The sequence below is a fragment of the Lentzea sp. HUAS TT2 genome (assembly GCF_051853195.1).
Classification (GTDB): domain Bacteria; phylum Actinomycetota; class Actinomycetes; order Mycobacteriales; family Pseudonocardiaceae; genus Lentzea.
The window spans coordinates 5798829-5817558 of the sequence record NZ_CP196667.1; the positions used below are offsets into that span (position 1 = coordinate 5798829).

At 68.1% G+C, this 18730-nt stretch carries 17 protein-coding genes; 7 read left to right on the forward strand and 10 right to left on the reverse strand.

The annotated features are described in order from the left end of the window. Positions 1-56 precede the first annotated feature (56 nt). Positions 57-1022 carry a TolB family protein gene (locus ACSHWB_RS28315; RefSeq protein ID WP_439656330.1) on the forward strand — a complete coding sequence of 322 codons (966 nt, stop codon included), beginning with the start codon at positions 57-59 and terminating at the stop codon, positions 1020-1022. On the opposite strand, the gene ACSHWB_RS28320 is transcribed toward ACSHWB_RS28315, so the two are convergent. The 3 genes from ACSHWB_RS28320 to ACSHWB_RS28330 are packed head-to-tail and all read right to left on the reverse strand — an operon-like array spanning position 1015 to position 4681. Beyond that, positions 1015-2208, reverse strand: coding sequence for a rhamnosyltransferase WsaF family glycosyltransferase (locus tag ACSHWB_RS28320; protein WP_439656331.1), 1194 nt, complete (start codon positions 2206-2208; stop codon positions 1015-1017). The genes ACSHWB_RS28315 and ACSHWB_RS28320 overlap by 8 nt on opposite strands. Next, a complete protein-coding gene (locus ACSHWB_RS28325) occupies positions 2205-3659 on the reverse strand; it encodes a lipopolysaccharide biosynthesis protein (protein WP_439656332.1) in 1455 nt (484 codons plus the stop codon). Before ACSHWB_RS28325 ends, ACSHWB_RS28320 begins: the two co-directional genes overlap by 4 nt. After that, positions 3656-4681 (reverse strand): glycosyltransferase, encoded by a 1026-nt coding sequence (locus ACSHWB_RS28330; protein ID WP_439656333.1) that lies wholly within the window; start codon positions 4679-4681, stop codon positions 3656-3658. Before ACSHWB_RS28330 ends, ACSHWB_RS28325 begins: the two co-directional genes overlap by 4 nt. An 89-nt stretch (positions 4682-4770) precedes the next feature. On the opposite strand from ACSHWB_RS28330, the gene ACSHWB_RS28335 reads away from it, so the two are divergent. After that, entirely contained in the window at positions 4771-5637 is an 867-nt protein-coding gene (locus tag ACSHWB_RS28335; protein WP_439656334.1) for a glycosyltransferase, read from the forward strand. Positions 5638-5652: 15 nt separating this feature from the next. Here the strand turns inward: ACSHWB_RS28335 and ACSHWB_RS28340 are convergent, their stop codons facing one another. The 3 genes from ACSHWB_RS28340 to ACSHWB_RS28350 are packed head-to-tail and all read right to left on the reverse strand — an operon-like array spanning position 5653 to position 10793. After that, complete coding sequence (locus ACSHWB_RS28340; protein WP_439656335.1) at positions 5653-6903, reverse strand: MFS transporter; 1251 nt, start codon at positions 6901-6903, stop codon at positions 5653-5655. A gap of 48 nt (positions 6904-6951) precedes the next feature. Further along, on the reverse strand, positions 6952-8775 hold the full coding sequence (gene asnB, locus ACSHWB_RS28345) for an asparagine synthase (glutamine-hydrolyzing) (RefSeq protein ID WP_439656336.1): 1824 nt from the start codon (positions 8773-8775) through the stop codon (positions 6952-6954). 2 nt (positions 8776-8777) lie between these two features. After that, complete coding sequence (locus ACSHWB_RS28350; RefSeq protein ID WP_439656337.1) at positions 8778-10793, reverse strand: glycosyltransferase; 2016 nt, start codon at positions 10791-10793, stop codon at positions 8778-8780. A gap of 277 nt (positions 10794-11070) precedes the next feature. On the opposite strand from ACSHWB_RS28350, the gene ACSHWB_RS28355 reads away from it, so the two are divergent. Further along, complete coding sequence (locus tag ACSHWB_RS28355) at positions 11071-12402, forward strand: glycosyltransferase family 4 protein (protein WP_439656338.1); 1332 nt, start codon at positions 11071-11073, stop codon at positions 12400-12402. Continuing rightward, positions 12402-13694 (forward strand): UDP-glucose dehydrogenase family protein, encoded by a 1293-nt coding sequence (locus ACSHWB_RS28360; protein ID WP_439664677.1) that lies wholly within the window; start codon positions 12402-12404, stop codon positions 13692-13694. Before ACSHWB_RS28355 ends, ACSHWB_RS28360 begins: the two co-directional genes overlap by 1 nt. Positions 13695-13971: 277 nt before the next feature. Here the strand turns inward: ACSHWB_RS28360 and ACSHWB_RS28365 are convergent, their stop codons facing one another. After that, entirely contained in the window at positions 13972-14700 is a 729-nt protein-coding gene (locus tag ACSHWB_RS28365) for a PIG-L deacetylase family protein (protein WP_439656339.1), read from the reverse strand. A 34-nt stretch (positions 14701-14734) separates the two neighbouring features. Here ACSHWB_RS28365 and ACSHWB_RS28370 point away from each other — a divergent pair, with 34 nt between their 5' ends. Further along, a complete protein-coding gene (locus tag ACSHWB_RS28370) occupies positions 14735-15190 on the forward strand; it encodes an SLATT domain-containing protein (RefSeq protein WP_439656340.1) in 456 nt (151 codons plus the stop codon). Between the two features lie 56 nt (positions 15191-15246). Further along, complete coding sequence (locus tag ACSHWB_RS28375) at positions 15247-15561, forward strand: hypothetical protein (RefSeq protein ID WP_439656341.1); 315 nt, start codon at positions 15247-15249, stop codon at positions 15559-15561. A gap of 57 nt (positions 15562-15618) precedes the next feature. On the opposite strand, the gene ACSHWB_RS28380 is transcribed toward ACSHWB_RS28375, so the two are convergent. After that, positions 15619-16518, reverse strand: coding sequence for a hypothetical protein (locus tag ACSHWB_RS28380; RefSeq protein WP_439656342.1), 900 nt, complete (start codon positions 16516-16518; stop codon positions 15619-15621). Between ACSHWB_RS28380 and ACSHWB_RS28385 the strand changes: the two genes are divergently transcribed. Continuing rightward, positions 16499-16765, forward strand: coding sequence for a hypothetical protein (locus ACSHWB_RS28385; protein ID WP_439656343.1), 267 nt, complete (start codon positions 16499-16501; stop codon positions 16763-16765). The genes ACSHWB_RS28380 and ACSHWB_RS28385 overlap by 20 nt on opposite strands. A 227-nt stretch (positions 16766-16992) precedes the next feature. Here the strand turns inward: ACSHWB_RS28385 and ACSHWB_RS28390 are convergent, their stop codons facing one another. Continuing rightward, a complete protein-coding gene (locus tag ACSHWB_RS28390) occupies positions 16993-17760 on the reverse strand; it encodes an enoyl-CoA hydratase/isomerase family protein (RefSeq protein WP_439656344.1) in 768 nt (255 codons plus the stop codon). Positions 17761-17764: 4 nt separating this feature from the next. Further along, entirely contained in the window at positions 17765-18721 is a 957-nt protein-coding gene (locus ACSHWB_RS28395) for a magnesium transporter CorA family protein (protein WP_439656345.1), read from the reverse strand. Positions 18722-18730 lie beyond the last annotated feature (9 nt).

Here is an 18730-nt window from a genome sequence, read left to right on the forward strand (position 1 = left end):
CAACTGTTACAGGCCGTAGCTGACGAGCGATGAAGGAAAGGAATCCAGGAGGCAGCATGCGTGCAGGACGACTGACCGTGACCATCGCGGCCATTCTCGTGGTCATCGGTGGGACAACGGCTTACGTCGTCACGGCGGCCACTGAAGCGAACCAGCCTGCCGGCGCCGAGAAGGTGTCCCAGGCCAAGACCGGCGATCTCCTCTTCGTCGATCTCGCGGGTGGCCAGAACCGGGTCGAGAAGCTCGCCGACGGAGGTGCGCGCACCCCGACGGAGCTGGTCTGCCAGCGGTTCTACGCCGCCGGAGGCACCAGCGTGTGCCTCAAGCTCTCCGGCCCCGGGCCCACGTACGCGGCCGAGGTGAGCCGTGACGGCAAGCCGGTCAAGAGTGTTCCGCTGCCGGGGATCCCGAGTCGCGCGAAGGTCTCGCAGTCCGGGAACGTGGTGTCCTGGACCAGTTTCGTCACCGGCGACTCGTACTCGGTGCCCGGTGGCTTCTCCACCCGCACCGGTTTCTACGACCTGCGCACGGGTGAGGTGGTCGAGTCGCTCGAACACTTCGCCGCCACTGTGGAGGGTGTCCCGCACACAGCCAGTGACGTCAACTACTGGGGCCTGACCGTGGCTTCCGATGACAAGACCTTCTACGCGACGCTTGCGAGCGGTGGGTTCACCTGGCTGGTGAAGGGTGATCTGGTGACGAAGTCGGTGACGACGTTGCGCCGTGACGCGGAATGCCCGTCGCTCTCGCCGGACGGCACGAAGGTCGCCTACAAGAAGCGCATCGGCCGTCTCGGACCGTGGGACCTCGCGGTGCTCGACCTCGCGACCAACACCGAGAAGCGGCTGCCCGGCACGGCAGGCGTCGACGACCAGGCGACCTGGCTCACCCCGGACGAGCTCGCGTTCGCCGCGGTGCCGAAGGACGCCAAGCTCCCGGCCGTTCACGTGGTGCCCGCCGACGGTGCGCAGGACGCGAGGGTGCTGATCGCCGACGCCACGTCGCCGTCCCCGGTCATGTAGCGAGTTCGCGGCGGAGCACCTTTTCCAGCTCATGTCCTGCCGCATCCCAAGAACGTCCCTCCACACTGGACGCGGCCGCACGGGCGACCGCGTCGAAGTCCGGCGATGTGACCACTTCGGACAAAGCACGCGCCAGTGAGTGCGGGGTGGGTGTCGCGTACCGGACGTGGTCGTTGTCCAGGACTACGCGGTTGAAGTGCGCATCGTTCACCACGGGGACGCATCCGGCCGCGAGCATCTCGTGCGGCACCAGGGAGACGTTGGTCATCGACAGTGACAACCCGGCGAAGCAGCGGTTGTAGATGGCGTTGAGGTCGTCGGGCGTGACCAGGCCGTGGTCGAGGAACTGCGGCCCGAGGTCGCCGATCTTCTCGCCGTAGACGTGGATCTTGAGGTCGGGGTGCTTCTCGGCGAAGACCTCCAGCGCCAGCACACCGAGCTCGAACGCCCTGCGCGGGGCCTTGCGCCGCGCGTAGAAGACGATGCCGTCGCGCTTCTCGTCGCCGAGCTTGTACCTGTCGGCGTCGCAGCCGAAGTCGAAGTGGTCCGCGGGCATGCCGTGCTCGTCGCGGACCTTGTCGGCGAGGAACCGGCCGGCGGTGAAGCCGTGCATGCCCATCCGGTACGTGTTCTCCGCCAGCGCGTAGAGGCCGCCGGACGGGTAGAACCACGGCTCGTAGTCCTGCACGAGGTAGAACCTCTTGCCCGCGCACGGGTCGTTGAACGCCGGGTACGCGGTGATCCACGCCGTCGAGAAGACCGCGTGGGCGTCCGCCATGCCGTCCGTCACGTCGTGGATCCCGCCCTTGAAGAACGGGAACGCCGCGCGGATGCCCGCTTCGACGTCGGCGACCGTGTTGCCGAACGTGTCGTACAGGTAGAGGTCGCACTCGTGGCCGAGCGACTCCAGGTGCCGGATGAGCCGGAACATCGTGGTGTGGCCACCGGATCCCCGCGACGGGGGAGTGGTGACCCAGTTGATCCTGAGCTTGCCGTCCTGCGGGATCGGCGGGATCACCACGGGCTTGCGCGACTCGACGTCCGCCTTGCGGACGTCCTCCAGCCGCACGGGCAGTTCCTCGCCCTCGGCACCGAGCCTGCGGGTCGCCGCGGTCAGCAGCCGGACGCCCAGCTGCTTCGCGCCCTGCTCGCGGACGATCTTCGTGACCTGCCTCAGCCGTCTCACGCGGTGGCCCTCTTCTTCAGCACGGCAAGGATTTCGTGTCTCATCGGGAACACCACGGCCGCGTAGGCCAGGCACGACAGCGCGCCGCCGACGAGGATCTGCAACAGCTGGCTGTCGATCACGTTGCGGACCGCCAGCACGACGGCGACCATCACGACGCCGCCGAGCACCGGCCTGAGCAGACGCGCGCCGAGTGCCCCGGCGCGGATGCCGTAGGGCTTGAACGTGATCAGGTACGCGGGCGTGATGATCAGCACCCCGACGACCACGTGTGCCGCCGCGACACCCCGGATGCCGTCGAGGTGCGCGCCGAGCGCCAGCAACGGCACCAGCGCGCCGAGCCACACCAGGTGGATCACGAGGATCGCCCGCGACCGGCCGGCCGAGGCGAGGAAGTCGTAGCCCAGCTCGAGCGCGACCCTGACCGCGCCGAGCAGCACCAGCAACGCCAGTGCGGCCGCGGCGGGGGCCCAGCGTTCGCCGTAGACGACGCGGATGAGCGGGTCGGCCAGCGCGGCCAGCAGCACGCACGCGGGCACCGTGACGAGCGCCAGCAGGCCCAGGGCACGTCCGAACGCCTTCTGGAACAGCTCGGGATCCTCGCGGACCTTGGAGAACGCGGCCAGCGACACGCTGCGGACCGGGGCGCTGAACGCCGCCACCGGCCAGCTCGCGAGGTTGAACGCCAGCAGGTAGAAGCCCAGCGGGATGGTGCCGAGCATCGCGCCGACGACGATGTAGTCGACGTTCATCACGCCGAAGATCAGCAGGCTCGACCCGGCCAGCGGCAGGCCGAACGCGAGCAGTTCCTTGGCCTGGACGGGATTCCAGCCCGGCCGGAACCTGTCCTTGGTGAGCCAGAACATGATCACCGCGGCGGAGAGGTTCTGCGCGATCCGCTGCCACGCGAGGCTCCACGCGCCGAAGCCCATGAGCGCCAGCACGACCGCGACGGCGGTGCCCGCCACGAACGCGGCCGTGTCGGCGTAGAACTTGTGGTCCTGCCGGAAGTTCCGCTGCATCATGGCGCCGGGCACGGCGGTCGCGCCCGCGATGACGAGGGCGACCGACATGAGCTGGATGACGCCGGCGGCCTCAGGGGCGTCCATGGCGTTGGAGAACCAGGGCGCGCCGACCGCGCAGATCAACGCCAGCACCGTGCCGGACGCGAGTGACAGCGTCGTGACGGTCGGTGCCATCTCGTCGATCGGTCCGTTGTGCCGGACCAGGGCAGCGCTGACGCCGAGCTCGGACACGCTCAGCACGATGTTGAGCACGACCAGGGCGACCGCGAAGACGCCGAACTGCTCTGGCGCGATCAGGCGCGCGAGCAGGATGCTGATGCCGACCGCGGAGAGTCGTTGCAGGAGTGAGTTGATGGCGCTCCAGCGAATCGCCGAAGAGACCTTGCCTTCGAGCTGGCCGGTGTCCTGCTGGTCCTGGGTGGTCACCACTCGCCCCGCCACTTCCACCGCTGGGTCCCGATCCACAACTTCGCCCTCTTGAGGGCGTGCGGGGCGAGGAAGAGTTGCGTGCGGCTCAGGAAACGGGGGCTGAACTTCTTGCGCCGCTGCAGAGCCCTGTACTCGGGCAGGTGCTCCAGTTGCGGGTACGTCTCGCGGGCGAAGTCGAGGAGCTCCTGCTCGGTGCCGTCGAGCTGGTCGCGGTCGTGCAGCCGGACCGCGCGCCACAACGCGTCACCCGCGATCGCCTTGTGCGCCAGCGTCTTCAGCCGCGCGGGCAGGCTCGGGTTCTGCTCCAGCACCAGGTCGAACACGTCACGGCGCTGCTCCAGGTCGGCGAACACCGACTTGAACGTCGTGCGCATCATCGAGTTCTCGTGCACCCGGTAATAGGCGCCGGGCTTGCCGCTGACGTAGCCGATGTCGGACACGGCGGCGATGCGCAGCCACATCTCCAGGTCACCCGCGTGGGGGAGGTCCGAGCGGTAGCCGCCGACCTTCTGCTGGATCTTGGTGCGCACCACGACCTCCGGCGAGGAGATCACGTTGCGGCTGCTGCGGAAGCGGTTCTCGATCCAGTCCTCGCCGCGCCAGACCTTCGACGTGGTCGGAAGCTGAGTGACCCTCGGCAACGCGTTGTGGTCGCTGTAGTAGACGACGCGGCCGTAGACCATGCCCACTTCGGGGTTCTGCTCGAAGACCTCGGCGGCACGCTGGAGTGCTCCCGGCGCCAGCAGGTCGTCCGCGGACAGCAGCACCGTGTAGTCGGCGCTCGCCCAGTCCAGCAGGCCCTCGTTGTAAGTGGCGATGTGGCCCTTGTTCACCTCGTGCCGGTAGCCCTCGACGCGCTTGTCGGCGGCCATCAGCTCGGCCATCACCTCGGGAGTGTTGTCCGAAGACGTGTCGTCGATCACAAGCACCCGCACGTCCACACCGGGTTGGTCGAGGACGCTGCGGACGCAGGCCGGTAGGAAGTGGGCGTAGTTGTAACAGGGGATCACGACGTCCACTGTGGGAAGCGTTGGCACAACCTCACTATCGGTGTGGGTGCGCATTCGTTAGCCCCGCAACGTTTTGGGCCCGTCGCACGATGTAGGCGATGACCGGAGTAAGGGGAGTCATGGCCGACCACGTCATCCTGACGCGCTTCAACCTGCCTTCAAAGGGCGCCGAAAGTTACGTCCGGGCAAAGGAAGGATGGCTGACCGAGCGCGTTGCGCTGTTCGAGCGCTACTGCCTGCCATCGGTGCTCGCGCAGACGGACAAACGGACGCGTTGGCTCATCTATTTCGACCCCGAATCACCGCAATGGCTCAAGGACAAAATCGCCTCACACGGTGACGCGTACACGCCCGTTTACCGTCCGGAAGTGTCGCGGGAAGAACTGAGATCGGACATCCGGTCGCTCTTCTCCCGGACCGGCTCCGAACTGATCACCACGAACCTCGACAACGACGACGGTCTCGCCGCCGACTTCGTGGAACGCCTCTGCGCCGCTCCCCGCCCCACCACGACCGCCGCGTACTACCTGGTCAACGGCCTGATCAAGTCGCCGGGCGGCCTCTACCACCGGGTCGACCGGCACAACGCGTTCGTGTCGGTCAGGGAGAGCTGGGACGAGCCGGTGACGTGCTGGGCGCACTGGCACAACCACATGCACCTGCACTTCCCCGTGGTCGAACTGGGTGGCGCGCCGGGCTGGCTGCAGGTCGTGCACGGCGGCAACGTGTCTAACCGCACACGCGGCCGGCTGGTCTCGCCCGATGCCTACAAGGCGTCGTTCGGGGACTCGCTGGACGACGTCTCCGCGCCGGGCACGCTCGCCGTGGCGCAGGACCGGCTGGTGGACCAGCCGATCCGGTTCATGCGCGACTCCGGCCGGGTGGCCGCGAAGAACGCCGCCATGAAGGTCCTCGGCAAGGGCGGCTTCGAGAAGATCAAACAGAAGCTGGCGTCTCGCGGTTGATGCCGCCTGTCTCTCTCACGAGCGCTTTTCTCGTGAGAGAGACAGGCCCCGTTCTTCAGATCCTCCTAGATGCGCAGCCATGATCAGCGTCACGGTGAGTGCTGCCAGCGCCACCGTGACGCTGATCGTGAAGCTCGAGAACTGCAGCAACAGTCCGAACGCGACGGACGAAATGAGACGGCCCAGCGCCTGACCGGTCTGCACGACGCTCAGCCCCGACGCCCGCAGCGACTCCGGCGCGGACTCGCTCACCTTGGCCGACAGCACGCCGTCCGTGGCCGCGTAGAACAGGCCGTGCAGCAGCAGCGCCGCGATCGCGACCCCCATCCCGCCCTCGGGGATGAACAGCAGCCCGTACACGCCGAGCAGCAGCGCGTGGCCGGCGAGGAACATCCGCCAGCGGCCCACCTTGTCCGACAGCTTGCCCAGCGGCGTGGCGGCGACGAGGAAGACCACGGCCGTGCACAGTGGCAGCAGCGGCAGGTAGCCGAGCGAGATGTTCGTGGCCTTCTGCACCAGCACGTAGACGAACGCGTCCGACACCGTCGCGAGCCCGAGCAGCCCCGCCGAGATGGTCGTGCGGCGGAACTGCCGGTCGGTGAGCAGGTTCAGCCCCGCCCGGAACGACGGCCGCGGCCCCTTCGGCAACTTGTCGGCCGGGGTGTCCCGCACGAACGCGATGAGCACGATCAGGCCGATGACCGCGAACGCCGCCGACACCGCGAAGATCGGCCCCGGCACGGTCCCGATCTGCATGAGCAGCGCGAACGTGATGAGCGGGCCCAGCAGCGCGCCGAACGTGTCCATGGTCCGGTGCACGCCGAACGCGGCGCCGAGCCGATCCTCCGGCGTGGCCAGGGAGATCATCGCGTCGCGTGGCGCCGTCCGGATGCCCTTGCCTGCCCGGTCCGCCGCCATCAGCGCGCCGATGCCGAACGGGGAGGCCCCGACCAGCGGGAAGAACACCTTGGTGAGCGCCGAGAGCCCGTAGCCGGCCGCGGCGACGGCCTTGGGCCTGCGGAACTTGTCCGAGACCGTGCCGCCGACCAGCCGCAGCACCGCCGTGGCGCCGGTGTAGATGCCGTCGAGCAGGCCGAACTGCGCGTAGCCCAGGTTCAGCGTGAAGAGCAGGTACACCGGGAGGAACGCGGTGATCATCTCGGCGGAGACGTCGGTCAGCAGGCTGACCGTGCCGAGCGCGAACACGGTGCCGGGCAACCGCTTGCGGAAGTCGGTCTTGGCCGGGCGCGAGGAGGCGACGTACATCCGGTCACCCACCTGCCCCGGGGAGGAAATCCCTGTTCATGGACCGTCCTACCAGCTGAGCGTTTGGTGCCACACTTCAAGCGACAGCAGCGTCCAGATGCGCGGCTGCTCGTTGCGGTCACCGGAATCGTGGTCGTCGAGCAACGAGCGCACTGCCGCCCGGTCGAAGGTCTTGCCCACGAACGACGTGGGCCCTGTCAGCAGGTCGTAGGCCATGTCGCGCAGGCCGTCGCGGAACCAGGCGTCGAGCGGCACCTTGAAGCCCGACTTCGGCCGGTCGACGATGTCGGCCGGCAGGTGCTGGCGCGCCACCTCCTTCACGACCCACTTCGTCGTGCCGCCGCGCACCTTCACGTTGCTGGGCAACGAGAACGCCAGCTCGGCGACGCGGTGGTCGAGGAACGGCGGCCGCAGTTCCAGCGAGGCGGCCATCGACATGCGGTCGCCGCGTTCGAGGAGGTTGTCGGCGAGCCAGGTGTGCGAGTCGGCGTAGAGCATGCGCCGCAACGCGTCCCCGCGCCCGTTCTCGTACGGGGCCAGCACGGACCGGGTGGCGGGGCCGCCCAGCAGCGTTGCCCGTTCGGACACCGTGAAGGGCGCGAACCAGCCGCGCATGCGTTCGGCGTAGGACGGTTCGGAGATCGCCCGCAGAGCGACGCCCAGCCGTGCCTTGGAGGCGGGCAGGGCCTTCTCCAGGCGCTTGAGCGCGAACGAGGGCGCGGCACCGGCCAGGCGGGTGGCCTGGGCGAAGCGGTACTTCGGGTAGCCGCCGAACAGCTCGTCGCTACCCTCGCCGGACAGCACGACCTTCACGTCCCTGCGGGCGAGCTCCGCCAGGCGGAACACGGCCACGTCGGCGGGTTCTGACAGCGGCGCGTCGCGGTGCCAGGAGAGCTTGGCCCAGCTGTCGCGGAAGTCGTCGGCCGTGACGATCACGTTGTGGTGGTGGCTGCCGACGAGCTTCGCGACCTTCTCGGCGTGGTGGATCTCGTCCACGCGCGGGTCGCCGAAGCCGGCGGAGAACGTGTGCAGCTCGGCGCCGTTGCGCTCGCGGGCCACCAGGGCCGTGATGAGCGACGAGTCGACGCCGCCGGACAGGTAGGCACCGACCGGCACGTCCGCGACCAGGGCGTCGCGCACGGACGCGGTGAGCGCCTCGTCGACGAGCCGGACCGCCTCCTCGGGCGTGACCTGACGGATCTCGGACTCGCGCGGCAGCTCCCAGTACGCCTCGGTGCGCACCTCGCCCTTCGCGGTGACGACCAGGTGGTGGCCCTGCGGCACCTTGTGGACGCCTCGGACGAGCGTGTGGGGCGCCGGGACGGACCGGTGCGCCAGGTAGTCGTGCAGCGACTCGGTGTCGACCTCGGCGGCCCCGATCGCGGGCAGCAACGCCTTGATCTCGGACGCGAACGCGAACATCTTCGAGTCCGCGTAGTAGTAGAGCGGCAGGATGCCGAGCCGGTCGCGGAACAGGTGCGTCTCGCCGGTGTGGGCGTCGTGGATCGCGTAGGCGAACTGGCCGCGCAGCTTGGCGACCGCGGATGGCCCGTGCTGTTCGTACAGCGCCAGCAGGACCTCGGTGTCGCCGTTCGTGCGGAACGGGTAGCTGAGCTCTTCGCGTAGCTGCCGGTAGTTCAGGATCTCGCCGTTGAACGCGATCTGCGTGGTGCCGGACGCTCCCGCCATCGGCTGCGGCGACCCGGCCAGGTCGATGATCGACAGCCGGGTGTGAGCGAAGCCGATCGGGCCGTCCGACCAGAACCCGCTGTCGTCGGGACCGCGGTGGTGCAGCCGCTTCGCCATCTCGGCGAGCAGCTCACGGTCGACGGGTGCGCCGTCGAACCGCCTGATGCCTGCGATGCCGCACACGTCTAGCGCTCCCCAGAAGAAGATTTTTCAGAGATCTGCATGAGCTCACGGGCGCGGGAGTCCCAGGAGGAGGTCAGCACGGCCGCGCGGCGTTCGGCCGGGGTCTTCAGGCCGCCGTCCTTGAGCGTGAGCCGGATCTGGTCGATGAAGTCGGCCTCGCCCTTGGCGATCCGGATGACGTCGCCGTAGCGCTCGACCTCGGGGAAGTCCGTCGACACGACGGCCAGGCCCAGGGCCAGGTACTCCTTCATCTTGATCGGGTTCGCGTGCTTGATCCAGTCGTTGTCCAGCCACGGCATCAGCGCCACGTCGAAGCCCGAGCCGTAGCCGGGGATCTGGTCGTAGGACCGGAAGTCCAGCCAGTGCACGTTGGGGTAGGAGTCGTAGCGCTCCATCGAGCAGGTCGCGTCGCCGATCAGCACGACCGACGCGTCGGGGAACTCCTGCGCGACCTTCTCGATCAGGTCGAAGTCCACCAGGTAGTCGTCGAGGCTGCCGAAGAACCCGATGCGCGGGCCGGGCACGCTCGCGATGTCCGCGGGCAGTTCGGTGCGGCGGGTGAAGTGGTCGACGTCGACGCCGTGGTCGAGGAAGTGCGCCCGGTCGCCGGTCAGCTTCGACTCTTCTTCCTGCAGGGCCCTGGACACGTAGAGGACCGAGTCCGAATTGGACAGCAGCTGGTTCTCCAGCGCGGCGATGGTGCCCTGGTCGGCTTCGGGGAACGCCGAGTGCCGGTCGGAGCGGTTGAAGATCAGGCCCTTGGTCTTCATGGGCCGCACGACGTCCCACGCGGTCGGGATCGTGGCGACCACGACGGGCGTGCCCATCCGCAGGAAGAAGCAGACCGCTCTCACCTGCGTGCGGACGAGCACCGAGTTCAGCTTGCGCAGCCACGGCTTGCCGTAGAACGGCAGGGGAGCGGGCGTCATCACGTAGAAGTTCGGCGTCTCGGGGATCGGCTGCCGCACGAGCATCGCGACGCTCTTGGCCTTGCGGAAGATCCGGCGCAGGAACTGCGTGCTCTTGCCGGGCGACGGCATCCGCAGGCCGATGCTGTTGACCAGCAGGACCTTGCGGTGCTTCGCGACGCGGCGCAGGAGCTGGAAGTCCGAGTGGGCGCGGTTGTGGTACCACCAGTCCTGTGCGGAGAAGCACAGGTAGCTGGGGCCCTCTGAGGCCACTTCCTCCGGCCAGCGGCGCATGCGGAAAAGCCCCTTCAACGCGGTGCGGTGCTTCGGCGAACGTGCGCGAAGCCCTTCGTTAACGACCATGGCGAGCCACATGAGGAGTGCGGCGAAACGTCCGTGCAGCTCGCGGTGCAGGCGGACCTTGTTCGAGGTGAGCATCGACCACAGGCGGGCGTTCGTGGAGACCTCGCCGCCGATGTGGGTGACCGTCGCGCGCGGCTCGAACCAGACGCCGCCGGCGCGCAGCATGTACTCGGTCTCCTCCGAATAGAGGAAGTACCGTTCGTCCAAAAGGCCGTGCTTCTCGATGACCTCGCGCTGGACCAGCCACGCGCAGCCCGTCGCCCAGTCGGCGTGGTGTGCGCCCTGGTAGGCCTTGTCGTCCGTGACGGTCTCGCCCAGGCCGATCCGCCCGGCCCTGGTGCCGCCGATCACGGCCTCCGCGAGGGCTCCCGCGGCTCGGGGCTTGCGGCGCAGCGAGTGCGACAGCGCGCCCGATTCGTCCACGAGCCGCGGTACGACGATCGGTTTGCCCGCGGCGCGGAGTGATTCCACGGCTCCCGGGTGCAACCGGATGTCGGCGTTGAGGATCAGTACGTCGTGGCCTTCCGCGGCTTTGATCCCCAAATTCACCCCGGCGGCGTATCCGCCGTTCACCGGACTGCGCAGGATTTCCACGCCGGGTCGAGTGGCGGCCGCCACAGTTCCGTCGGTGGAGGCGTTGTCGACGACGATCACCCTCACGTCGTCCGGCAACGAGTCCAGGCATCCGGCGATGACCTGTTCGCTCTGGTAAGTGACGATGACCACCGCGACAGGTGACCGCTCCACAACCGCTCCTCGCATTTGGGCCTCTGCGCGCTACATCGAGTGCTTTGCAACCTCCGTTACGTGGCGGCGTGTCCGTCGGCCTTCACCGCGCCTTTCATCGCTCAGCAGGGCACCTCGTGATGCCGGCCCCGCGCCCCCATATGCCCGATATGAGGACGCGGGGCCGGCACCACGATGCACCCGTCTGAACGACGAAATGCGGGGCGAACGCCGACGGACACACCGCCGCATTCGCGCCATGTGTAACCGTTTTGCCCTCAGAAACGAGAACCAGAGCGTGACGTCATCGCCTCACGTGTTGATCATCGTGCAGAACCTCCCCGTACCGCTGGACCGCCGGGTGTGGCTGGAATGCCGTGCCCTCACCAACGCCGGGTACGAGGTTTCGGTGATCTGCCCCAAGGGTCCGGGTGATCCCGCCTACCAACTCCTCGACGGAGTGCACATCTACAAGTACGCTCCGCCGCCCCAGGCCGAAGGTGCGCTGGGTTACGCGTGGGAGTTCCTGTACTGCTGGGTGCGCACCGCGTTGCTGAGCGTGAAGGTGCGTGCCCGCAGGCGGTTCGACGTCATGCAGGCGTGCAACCCGCCAGACACTTACTGGGCCTTGGCGTTGCTGTGGCGGCTCGGCGGCGTGAAGTTCGTCTTCGACCACCACGACCTCAACCCCGAGGTGTTCCTGTCCCGCTTCGGTGAGCCCAAGGGGTTCGCGGGCAAGCTTCAGTACCGGATCCTGAAGTGGCTGGAGCGCCGGACGTTCCGCACGGCCGACCGGGTGACGTCGACCAACACCTCGTACCAGAAGATCGCGTGGACGCGCGGTGATGTGAAGCCCGAGCACACCACCGTCGTGCGCTCCGGCCCGGACACCACCGTGATGCGGCCTGTCGAGGGCGTGGACGAACTCCGACGCGGCGGCAAACACTTGGTGGCCTATCTCGGAATCATGGGACCGCAGGACGGCGTCGACGGCGTCCTGGAAGTCGCACGCAGAGTTGTTTTCGACCGCGGGCGCACCGATGTCAGGTTCGCCCTGCTGGGGTTCGGCGACTGCCTCGAAGACCTGAAGAAGCAGGCCACGGCCTGGGGGCTCGATCCGTACGTCGAGTTCACCGGACGGGTTGGGCCCGAACAGATCACCCGTTACCTGTCGACCTCGTCCGTCGGACTGGGCCCGGATCCGTTGTCGCCTTTGAACGACGTGTCCACTATGAACAAGACCATGGAGTACATGGCCTACGCGTTGCCGGTCGTGACCTACCGGTTGCAGGAGACCGTGGTGTCCGCCGGCGAGTGCGCCGTGCTGGTCGAACCGGGTGACGTCGAGGGCTTCACGACGTCGCTGCTCGACCTGCTCGACGACGCGGAACGCCGTGCGCGCCTCGGCTTCGAGGGCCGTCGCCGCTGTGAGGCCGTGCTCGACTGGCGTCCTCAGGCCGAGAACTACGTGGGTGTGTTCGACGGGCTCACCGGCTTCGCCTCGCGCGGCCCGTTCCCCGACGGCAGGCCCGAGCTCGGTGCCGGTGTCGACCAGTGGGGCAACAAGATGATCGACGTGAGCGACGACGCCGTGCTCCGCGCGTTCGCCGTGACCCGAACGGGAGAATGATGTTCGTCAGAAGGATCGCTGTCGTCGGCACCGGCTACGTCGGTCTGACCACCGGCGCGTGCCTCGCCTCGCTGGGCCACCGCGTGGTGTGCGCGGACGTCGACGCCTCGAAGGTCGAGCGGCTCTCGCGCGGTGAGGTCGACATCCTCGAACCGCGCCTCGCCGAGCTCGTCGCCGAGGGTCTGGCCTCCGGCCGCCTGTCTTTCGTCCTGGGTGCGTCGGCCGCGGTGGCCGACGCCGAGGTCGTGTTCCTGTGCGTGCCGACGCCCATGGGTGTCGGCGGCATCGCGGACCTCGCGGCCGTCGAGTCCGTTGTGGACGAGACGCGCGACCTGCTGCCGTCCGGGACCGTGATCGTCAACAAGTCCACGGTGCCGGTCGGCACGTCGATCCGCACCGCAGAGCTGCTGCGCCGTGACGACGTCGCCGTCGTCTCGAACCCCGAGTTCCTGCGCGAGGGCTCGGCCGTGCACGACTTCCTGAACCCGGACCGCATCGTCGTCGGCTGCGACCAGCAGGACGCCGCCGAGCGCGTGGCGGCCCTGTACGCCCGCCTGGGCGCGCCGACGGTGCTGACCGACGCGGCCTCGGCCGAGATGGTCAAGTACGCGGCGAACTGCTTCCTCGCGATGAAGCTCTCGTACGTCAACGCGGTCGCGGAGCTGTGCGAGCGCCTCGGCGCGAACATCACCGACGTCACCGAGGGCATGGGCTACGACAAGCGCATCGGTCAGGCGTTCCTCAACCCCGGCCCCGGCTGGGGCGGCTCGTGCCTGCCCAAGGACACGCACGCGATGCTCCAGGTCGCGGACGCCGCCGACTTCGAGTTCCGCCTGCTGCGCGCCACGATCGACACCAACGAGCGCCAGCGTCAGCGGATGGTCGAGAAGGTCCGCCTGGCCGTCACCGGCAAGCGCGGCGGCTCGCTGTCCCACGTGCGCCTGGGCCTGCTGGGCCTGACGTTCAAGGCGGGCACCGACGACCTGCGCGACTCGCCGGCCCTGGCCGTGGCGGCGTTGCTGAAGCAGGCGGGCGCGGAGCTCGTCGGCTACGACCCTGCCCTGGCCGGAGGCACGGACCTCGGTCCGGTGTCCGTTGTGGACGATCCGTACGTGGCGGCGAAGGACGTCGACGCCCTGGTCGTGCTGACCGAGTGGCCGGAGTTCAGGTCCCTGGACTGGGCGCGCCTGGCCGAGACCGTGCGTCAGCCCGTCGTCGTCGACACGCGGAACCTGCTGGACCCGGACGTCATCCGCCGGGCCGGCCTGACGTGCACGTCACTCGGCCGCTAGTCCTTTTGAGACTGTCCATTTAGCTCAATGGTGTGACAGGGCGGGCGCGCTTGTTGTGCTAGCGCTTTGATTCCCGGCAACACCCGGTGGGACTGGCCCGCCGGGTTCGTCGGGGAGGTTCTCGCCGTGGCTGGAATCATGGACATGGTCAGCGGTCTCGTGCACCAGGCTTCTTCTCTGCTGGCCCAGGCGAGCGACCTCGCGAGCAGCCTGCTGTCCGCACTCCCGCTCTAGGTTTTTGCAGGGGCGTTCGTCCTCAGGGCGAACGCCCCTTGCGTTACCACCGGGGCAGATCCGGCCCGTGGTTCGTGATGCCGGCGAACAGGTCGGTCTCCGGCAGCGTCGCCCCGGTCGTGTCGATCGCGCGGATGTAGGACTCGGCCGCGAACCGCTGCTGCGCCGTCAGCTTCCCGATCAGCGACTGGCTTTCGTAGCAGTGCAACGCCTTGCGCTTCACGTCGGCGACACCGGACGTGTCGATCGTGGTGGTGGCAAGACTGTCGTGGGCTTCCAGGTAGAGCTTCGCCGGGATCCCGGTCTCCTTGACCGCGTGCTGCGCCACCCGTGCCGCGTGGACGTGGTCGCGGTGCTGGTGCGGGTTGTGGTGGTCGTGCGTGACGACCACCTGCGGCCGGAAGTGCTCGATCAGCGCGGCCACCCGCCCCGCCGCCGTCTCGACGGGAATCGAGCAGAACCCGCCAGGCGGCACCTCGCCCGTCTCGCCGGAGTCGTGGTACCCCAACAGTTCCAGGTCTGTGATGCCGAGCACATCGCACGCGGCGTTGAGCTGGGACCGTCTGCGCGCCGCCACCGCCTGCGGGTGGTGGTTCAGCTCGCCGGGCTTGGCACCGCCGGGCATGTCACCCAGCTCGCCACCGGTACAGGTGACGAGGACGATCCGGACACCCTGGCGCGCGTAGTGGGCCAGGACCCCTCCGGTCGACCGCGACTCGTCGTCGGGGTGAGCGTGAACGGCCAGCAAGGTTCTCGGTCCATCGAACTGCACGCGGGGAAGTTACCTCGAAACTATTGTCTTGCCGGTGACCGACTTGCCGTCCGGCCTGAAGCCGCACGAACTCGCCCAGCATCTCTTAGGACAGATCGAACGCGGACATGCGTACGCCCGTTCCCGCAAGCAGCGGTTCAGGTGGAAGTCCGTAACTGTCCGACTGACCACTTTGGTGCTTTCGGCGGTGTCGACGATCATTCTCGGCCTGCAGAACCTGGACCCCTGGACAGGCACGGCGTTCTCGCTGGTGGCGGTGGTGACCGTGGTGTCCGCTTTGGAGCCGTTCTTCGCTTGGCGCTCGCTGTGGGTGTTGATGGAGGAGGCCAGCTACAAGTTCCACCGGCTGGAGGATGATCTCGCCTACTACGTGGCGTCCACTCCGGCCGCGGAGGTGGATGTCGAGCGGGTTCGGGAGATGTTCGAGCGGTACCAGGAGATCTGGGACTCGCTCAGCGGGAGGTGGCTGAGGTTCCGCGACAACGGCTGAGCGGGTGCCGCGGCCGGTAAAGTCGATCTCCGCTGTCCAAGGATCAGGGGGTTCTCATGTCGGACGCTTGGGGTTGGCTGATACCCGTCACCGCTGTCGTGGTGATCGTGCTCGTCGGGATGGCCTTCATGAAGCTGCAGAAGTCCTTGTTCGGCGCGCTGGGCGCACGCACGTCGGACACGGCACCCGGTGCTTCGCCTTTCGCCGGGTTCCAGCAGTCGCCGCAGGAGAGCCGGGAGGACTTCGTGCGCAGGCATTGGCAGCGCCCCGGCGTTGTGGCCGACGGCGTGACCCTGGTCGATCTCTACGACCGCATCCGGGCCCTCGAGGAACGCCTCGCGGAGGCCGAGCGCCGTTCCGGCACCGCCTGACCGAGCCCACGCGCCGCCTGCGCCGGCGGGGGCTCGGCGGCGCAGGCGGTCACGGGACTACGGAGTGCCCGCGGGCTTGCCCTTGGCGTCCGGCGCGTTGGGGTCGTGCAGGAAGTTGTCCTGCCACACCGCCCACTTGTAGTTCGCGCCCTTCTGGCTCACGTAGGCCGCACCCCACCCGGTCCCGGTGAAGCGGTTGTTGATGGACTTCATGTTGCGGCCGTACAGGTTGTCGAAGCCCGACTCGAGGCCGAGCTGGTAGCCGCCGCCCTCCAGGAGGTTGCCCTCGACGGTGACGTTGTCGATGTCGCCGCCGTAGGTCTGGATGAACAGCGCGCCGGTGTCGTTGCCGGTGGAGCAGTCGATGCGGTTGTTGCGGAACGTCAGGGTCCGGCCCGCGTTCTTGTCGAGCGGGAAGTCGCGGACCGTGGCGCCGTCGTTGTGCGAGTCGCCGTCCGAGCGCAGGCCGCGGACGTAGTTGCCCTCTGCGAGGCCGCTCAGGGTGCTGCCGGTGTTGTAGAAGCAGATGCCCGAGCCCATGCCGCTGATGTAGTTGCGCTGCAGGGTGCCGACGCCGAGGAACGCGCAGGAGCCCGCGATGGTCTTGGCCGAGAGGGCCGAGCCGTCGATGTTCGAGTCGCGGATGGTCACCGGGGCGCCGGTGACCTGGCAGGAGTTGCTGCCGCAGGGGCCGTTCGTCGTGATCAGCGGGGCGGTCTCACCGAGGTTCTTCGGGCGGATGCACGACTTCTCGATGGTGATGTTGCCCGCGAACAGGGTGAGGGCCTGTTCGACGCGCTTGCCGGAGATCACGGTGCCGGCCGCGGGGGCGCCGGGGCCGGTGTAGAGCGGCAGCGAGTCGCAGTTCAGGCCGTGGGCCGCGAGGCCCGTGTTGGCCTGGGTGAGCTTCCAGCCGGGGGAGCCTGCCGGTGCGGGGGTGTTCGGCGGGGGCTTCACGGGGCCGTTGGTGGCGGTCTTCGTCGTCGAGCTGCTGGGTGCCGCCGAGCTGCTGCTCGGGGCGGCGGAGCTACTGCTGGCAGTGCTGGTCGAGGTGGCGCTGGCGCTGTCCGCGACGGGTGTCGGTTGGGCCGCCTTGGTCGGGGTACAGGCGGCCAACGCGATGACACCACCGGTCAGCAGTACGGCCAATCTCAGTCTCACGGCTGGTTCTACCTCCACGCGCGCTCACGACGGGGGACCGTGAACTCGCTGATTGTGTCGTCGGCCGTTGCGGAATTTGTACAAAACTCGTGCGACGGAGTTCGTACGGGGCCGTTGAACGGTCAGCACACTGCACGGCAGAACGGGAGGAGTCAAGCGGATCTCCTTGCGCCGCAACATCATCTTCCGCCTGGTGGGGAATGCTCCATCCGTGTGAGCAGGTAGATCACGGTTCAATCACCGTGCCATATGATTCTTTGATGTGTGAGATCAACGACCCGTGAATGTCGCGCGGCCGGGACCGTCCGTGAGGAAGCTGTGCACAGCGCGTGGCAGGTCCTCGGTCTCGAACAACGCCGAGGCGATCGTCGTGACGTGTGCGTCGGCCTCCGGGACGCCACCGTTCTCGAAATGTGCGAGCACCTGTTTGGTCGCAAAATGTGCCTGCGTCGGACCGGTGGCGAGACCCAGCGCGAACTGCTCGGTGGCCATTGCGAAACCCTCGTCGGGGAACACCCGGTTAACGACATTCCACCGTTCGAGCGTGGCGGCGTCGTAAAGGTCGCCCGTCATCACGAACTCCTTCGCGCGCGCCACGCCCGCCCGCGCCGCTAGCCGCTGGGTGCCGCCCATCGTCGGCGTCAGGCCCACGACCTTCTCCACCAGCCCGAACCGGGCCGACGAGGACGCGAGGATCAGGTCGCACGCGACCGCCAGCTCGAAAGCCCAGGTCAGGCACAGCGCGTGCGCGGCGAACACGGTCGGGATCGGCAGCGCGGCGATGCGTTGCGGCAGGAGGAGCATGCGGTCGAACAGCTGCTGCGCCTCGTCGCGGTACTCCTGCGCGGCGAACAGCGACACGTCCACGCCACCCGACACGACCCGGCCCGTGGCGTTGACCAGCAACGCCCGCGCGTCCCCCAGCTCGTCCAGGGCCTCGTGGAACTCGGCGTCGAGGTCGAGGGCGTACAGGTTGAGCGGCGGCGCGTCGATCGTGATGATCGCGAGCTCGTCGCGGCGGGTCAGGTGGATCTTCACAGGCTCACAACCAATCGCGGCGCTTGAACATCAGGTACAGGAAGTAGGAGAGGCCGAAGATACCCAGCGTGGACACCCAAACACCCCATTTCTGCTCAAAGCCGGGGTAAGGGACGTTCATGCCGTAGTAGCCCGAAATCGCCGTCGGCACGGCGATGATCGCGGCCCAGCTGGTGACCTTCTTCATGATCGAGTTGAGCCGGTTGCCCTGCACGGCGACCTCGGCCTCGCGCAGGTTCGTGATCAGCTCCCGCATCGACTCGGTCAGCTCGGCCGTGAACAGCGCGTGGTCCTTCACGTCCAGGTAGTACGGCATCATCGCGTCGTCCACGACGCCGTGCTCGCGGTGCAGCAGCGACCCCAGCACCTCCCTCATCGGCAGCGCGGCACGCCTGAGCTGCACCAACGCCCGCCGCAGCTGCAGCGCCTTGCGCCCGACGTGCGGCTTCTCCTCGTAGATGCGGTCCTCGAGGGCCTCGATGTCGTCGTCGAGCTTCTGCGCCGCCGCGTAGTGGCCGTCCACCACGTCGTCGAGCAGGCCGTGCAGCAGGAACCCGACCCCGCTCGACGCCAGCGTCGGCGCGCTGTCCCACCGCCGCTGCACGCCGTCCAGGCCGTAGTCCTCGCTCTCGCGCACCGTCACGAGGGCGTTCTCGGTCACGAAGACGTCGACCTCGCACGTCTTGATCTCGTGTTTCTCGTACCGGACCGCGTAGACGCTCAGGAACAGGTGGGAGGGGTAGCGGTCGACCTTGGGACGCTGCCGCTCGGAGAACGCGTCCTCGATCGCGAGCTCGTGCAACCCCAGTTCGTCGCGCAGCAGACCTATCTCGTCGTCGGCCGGCGCGCACAGGTCGAACCACACGACGGCGGAGTGATCTTCGAGATGCTCCGCGACCTTCGTGAGGGGGAAGTCCCTGTCCACGAGTTCGCCGTTGCGGTACAAGCGGGTCCGACCCATGGGTGACAA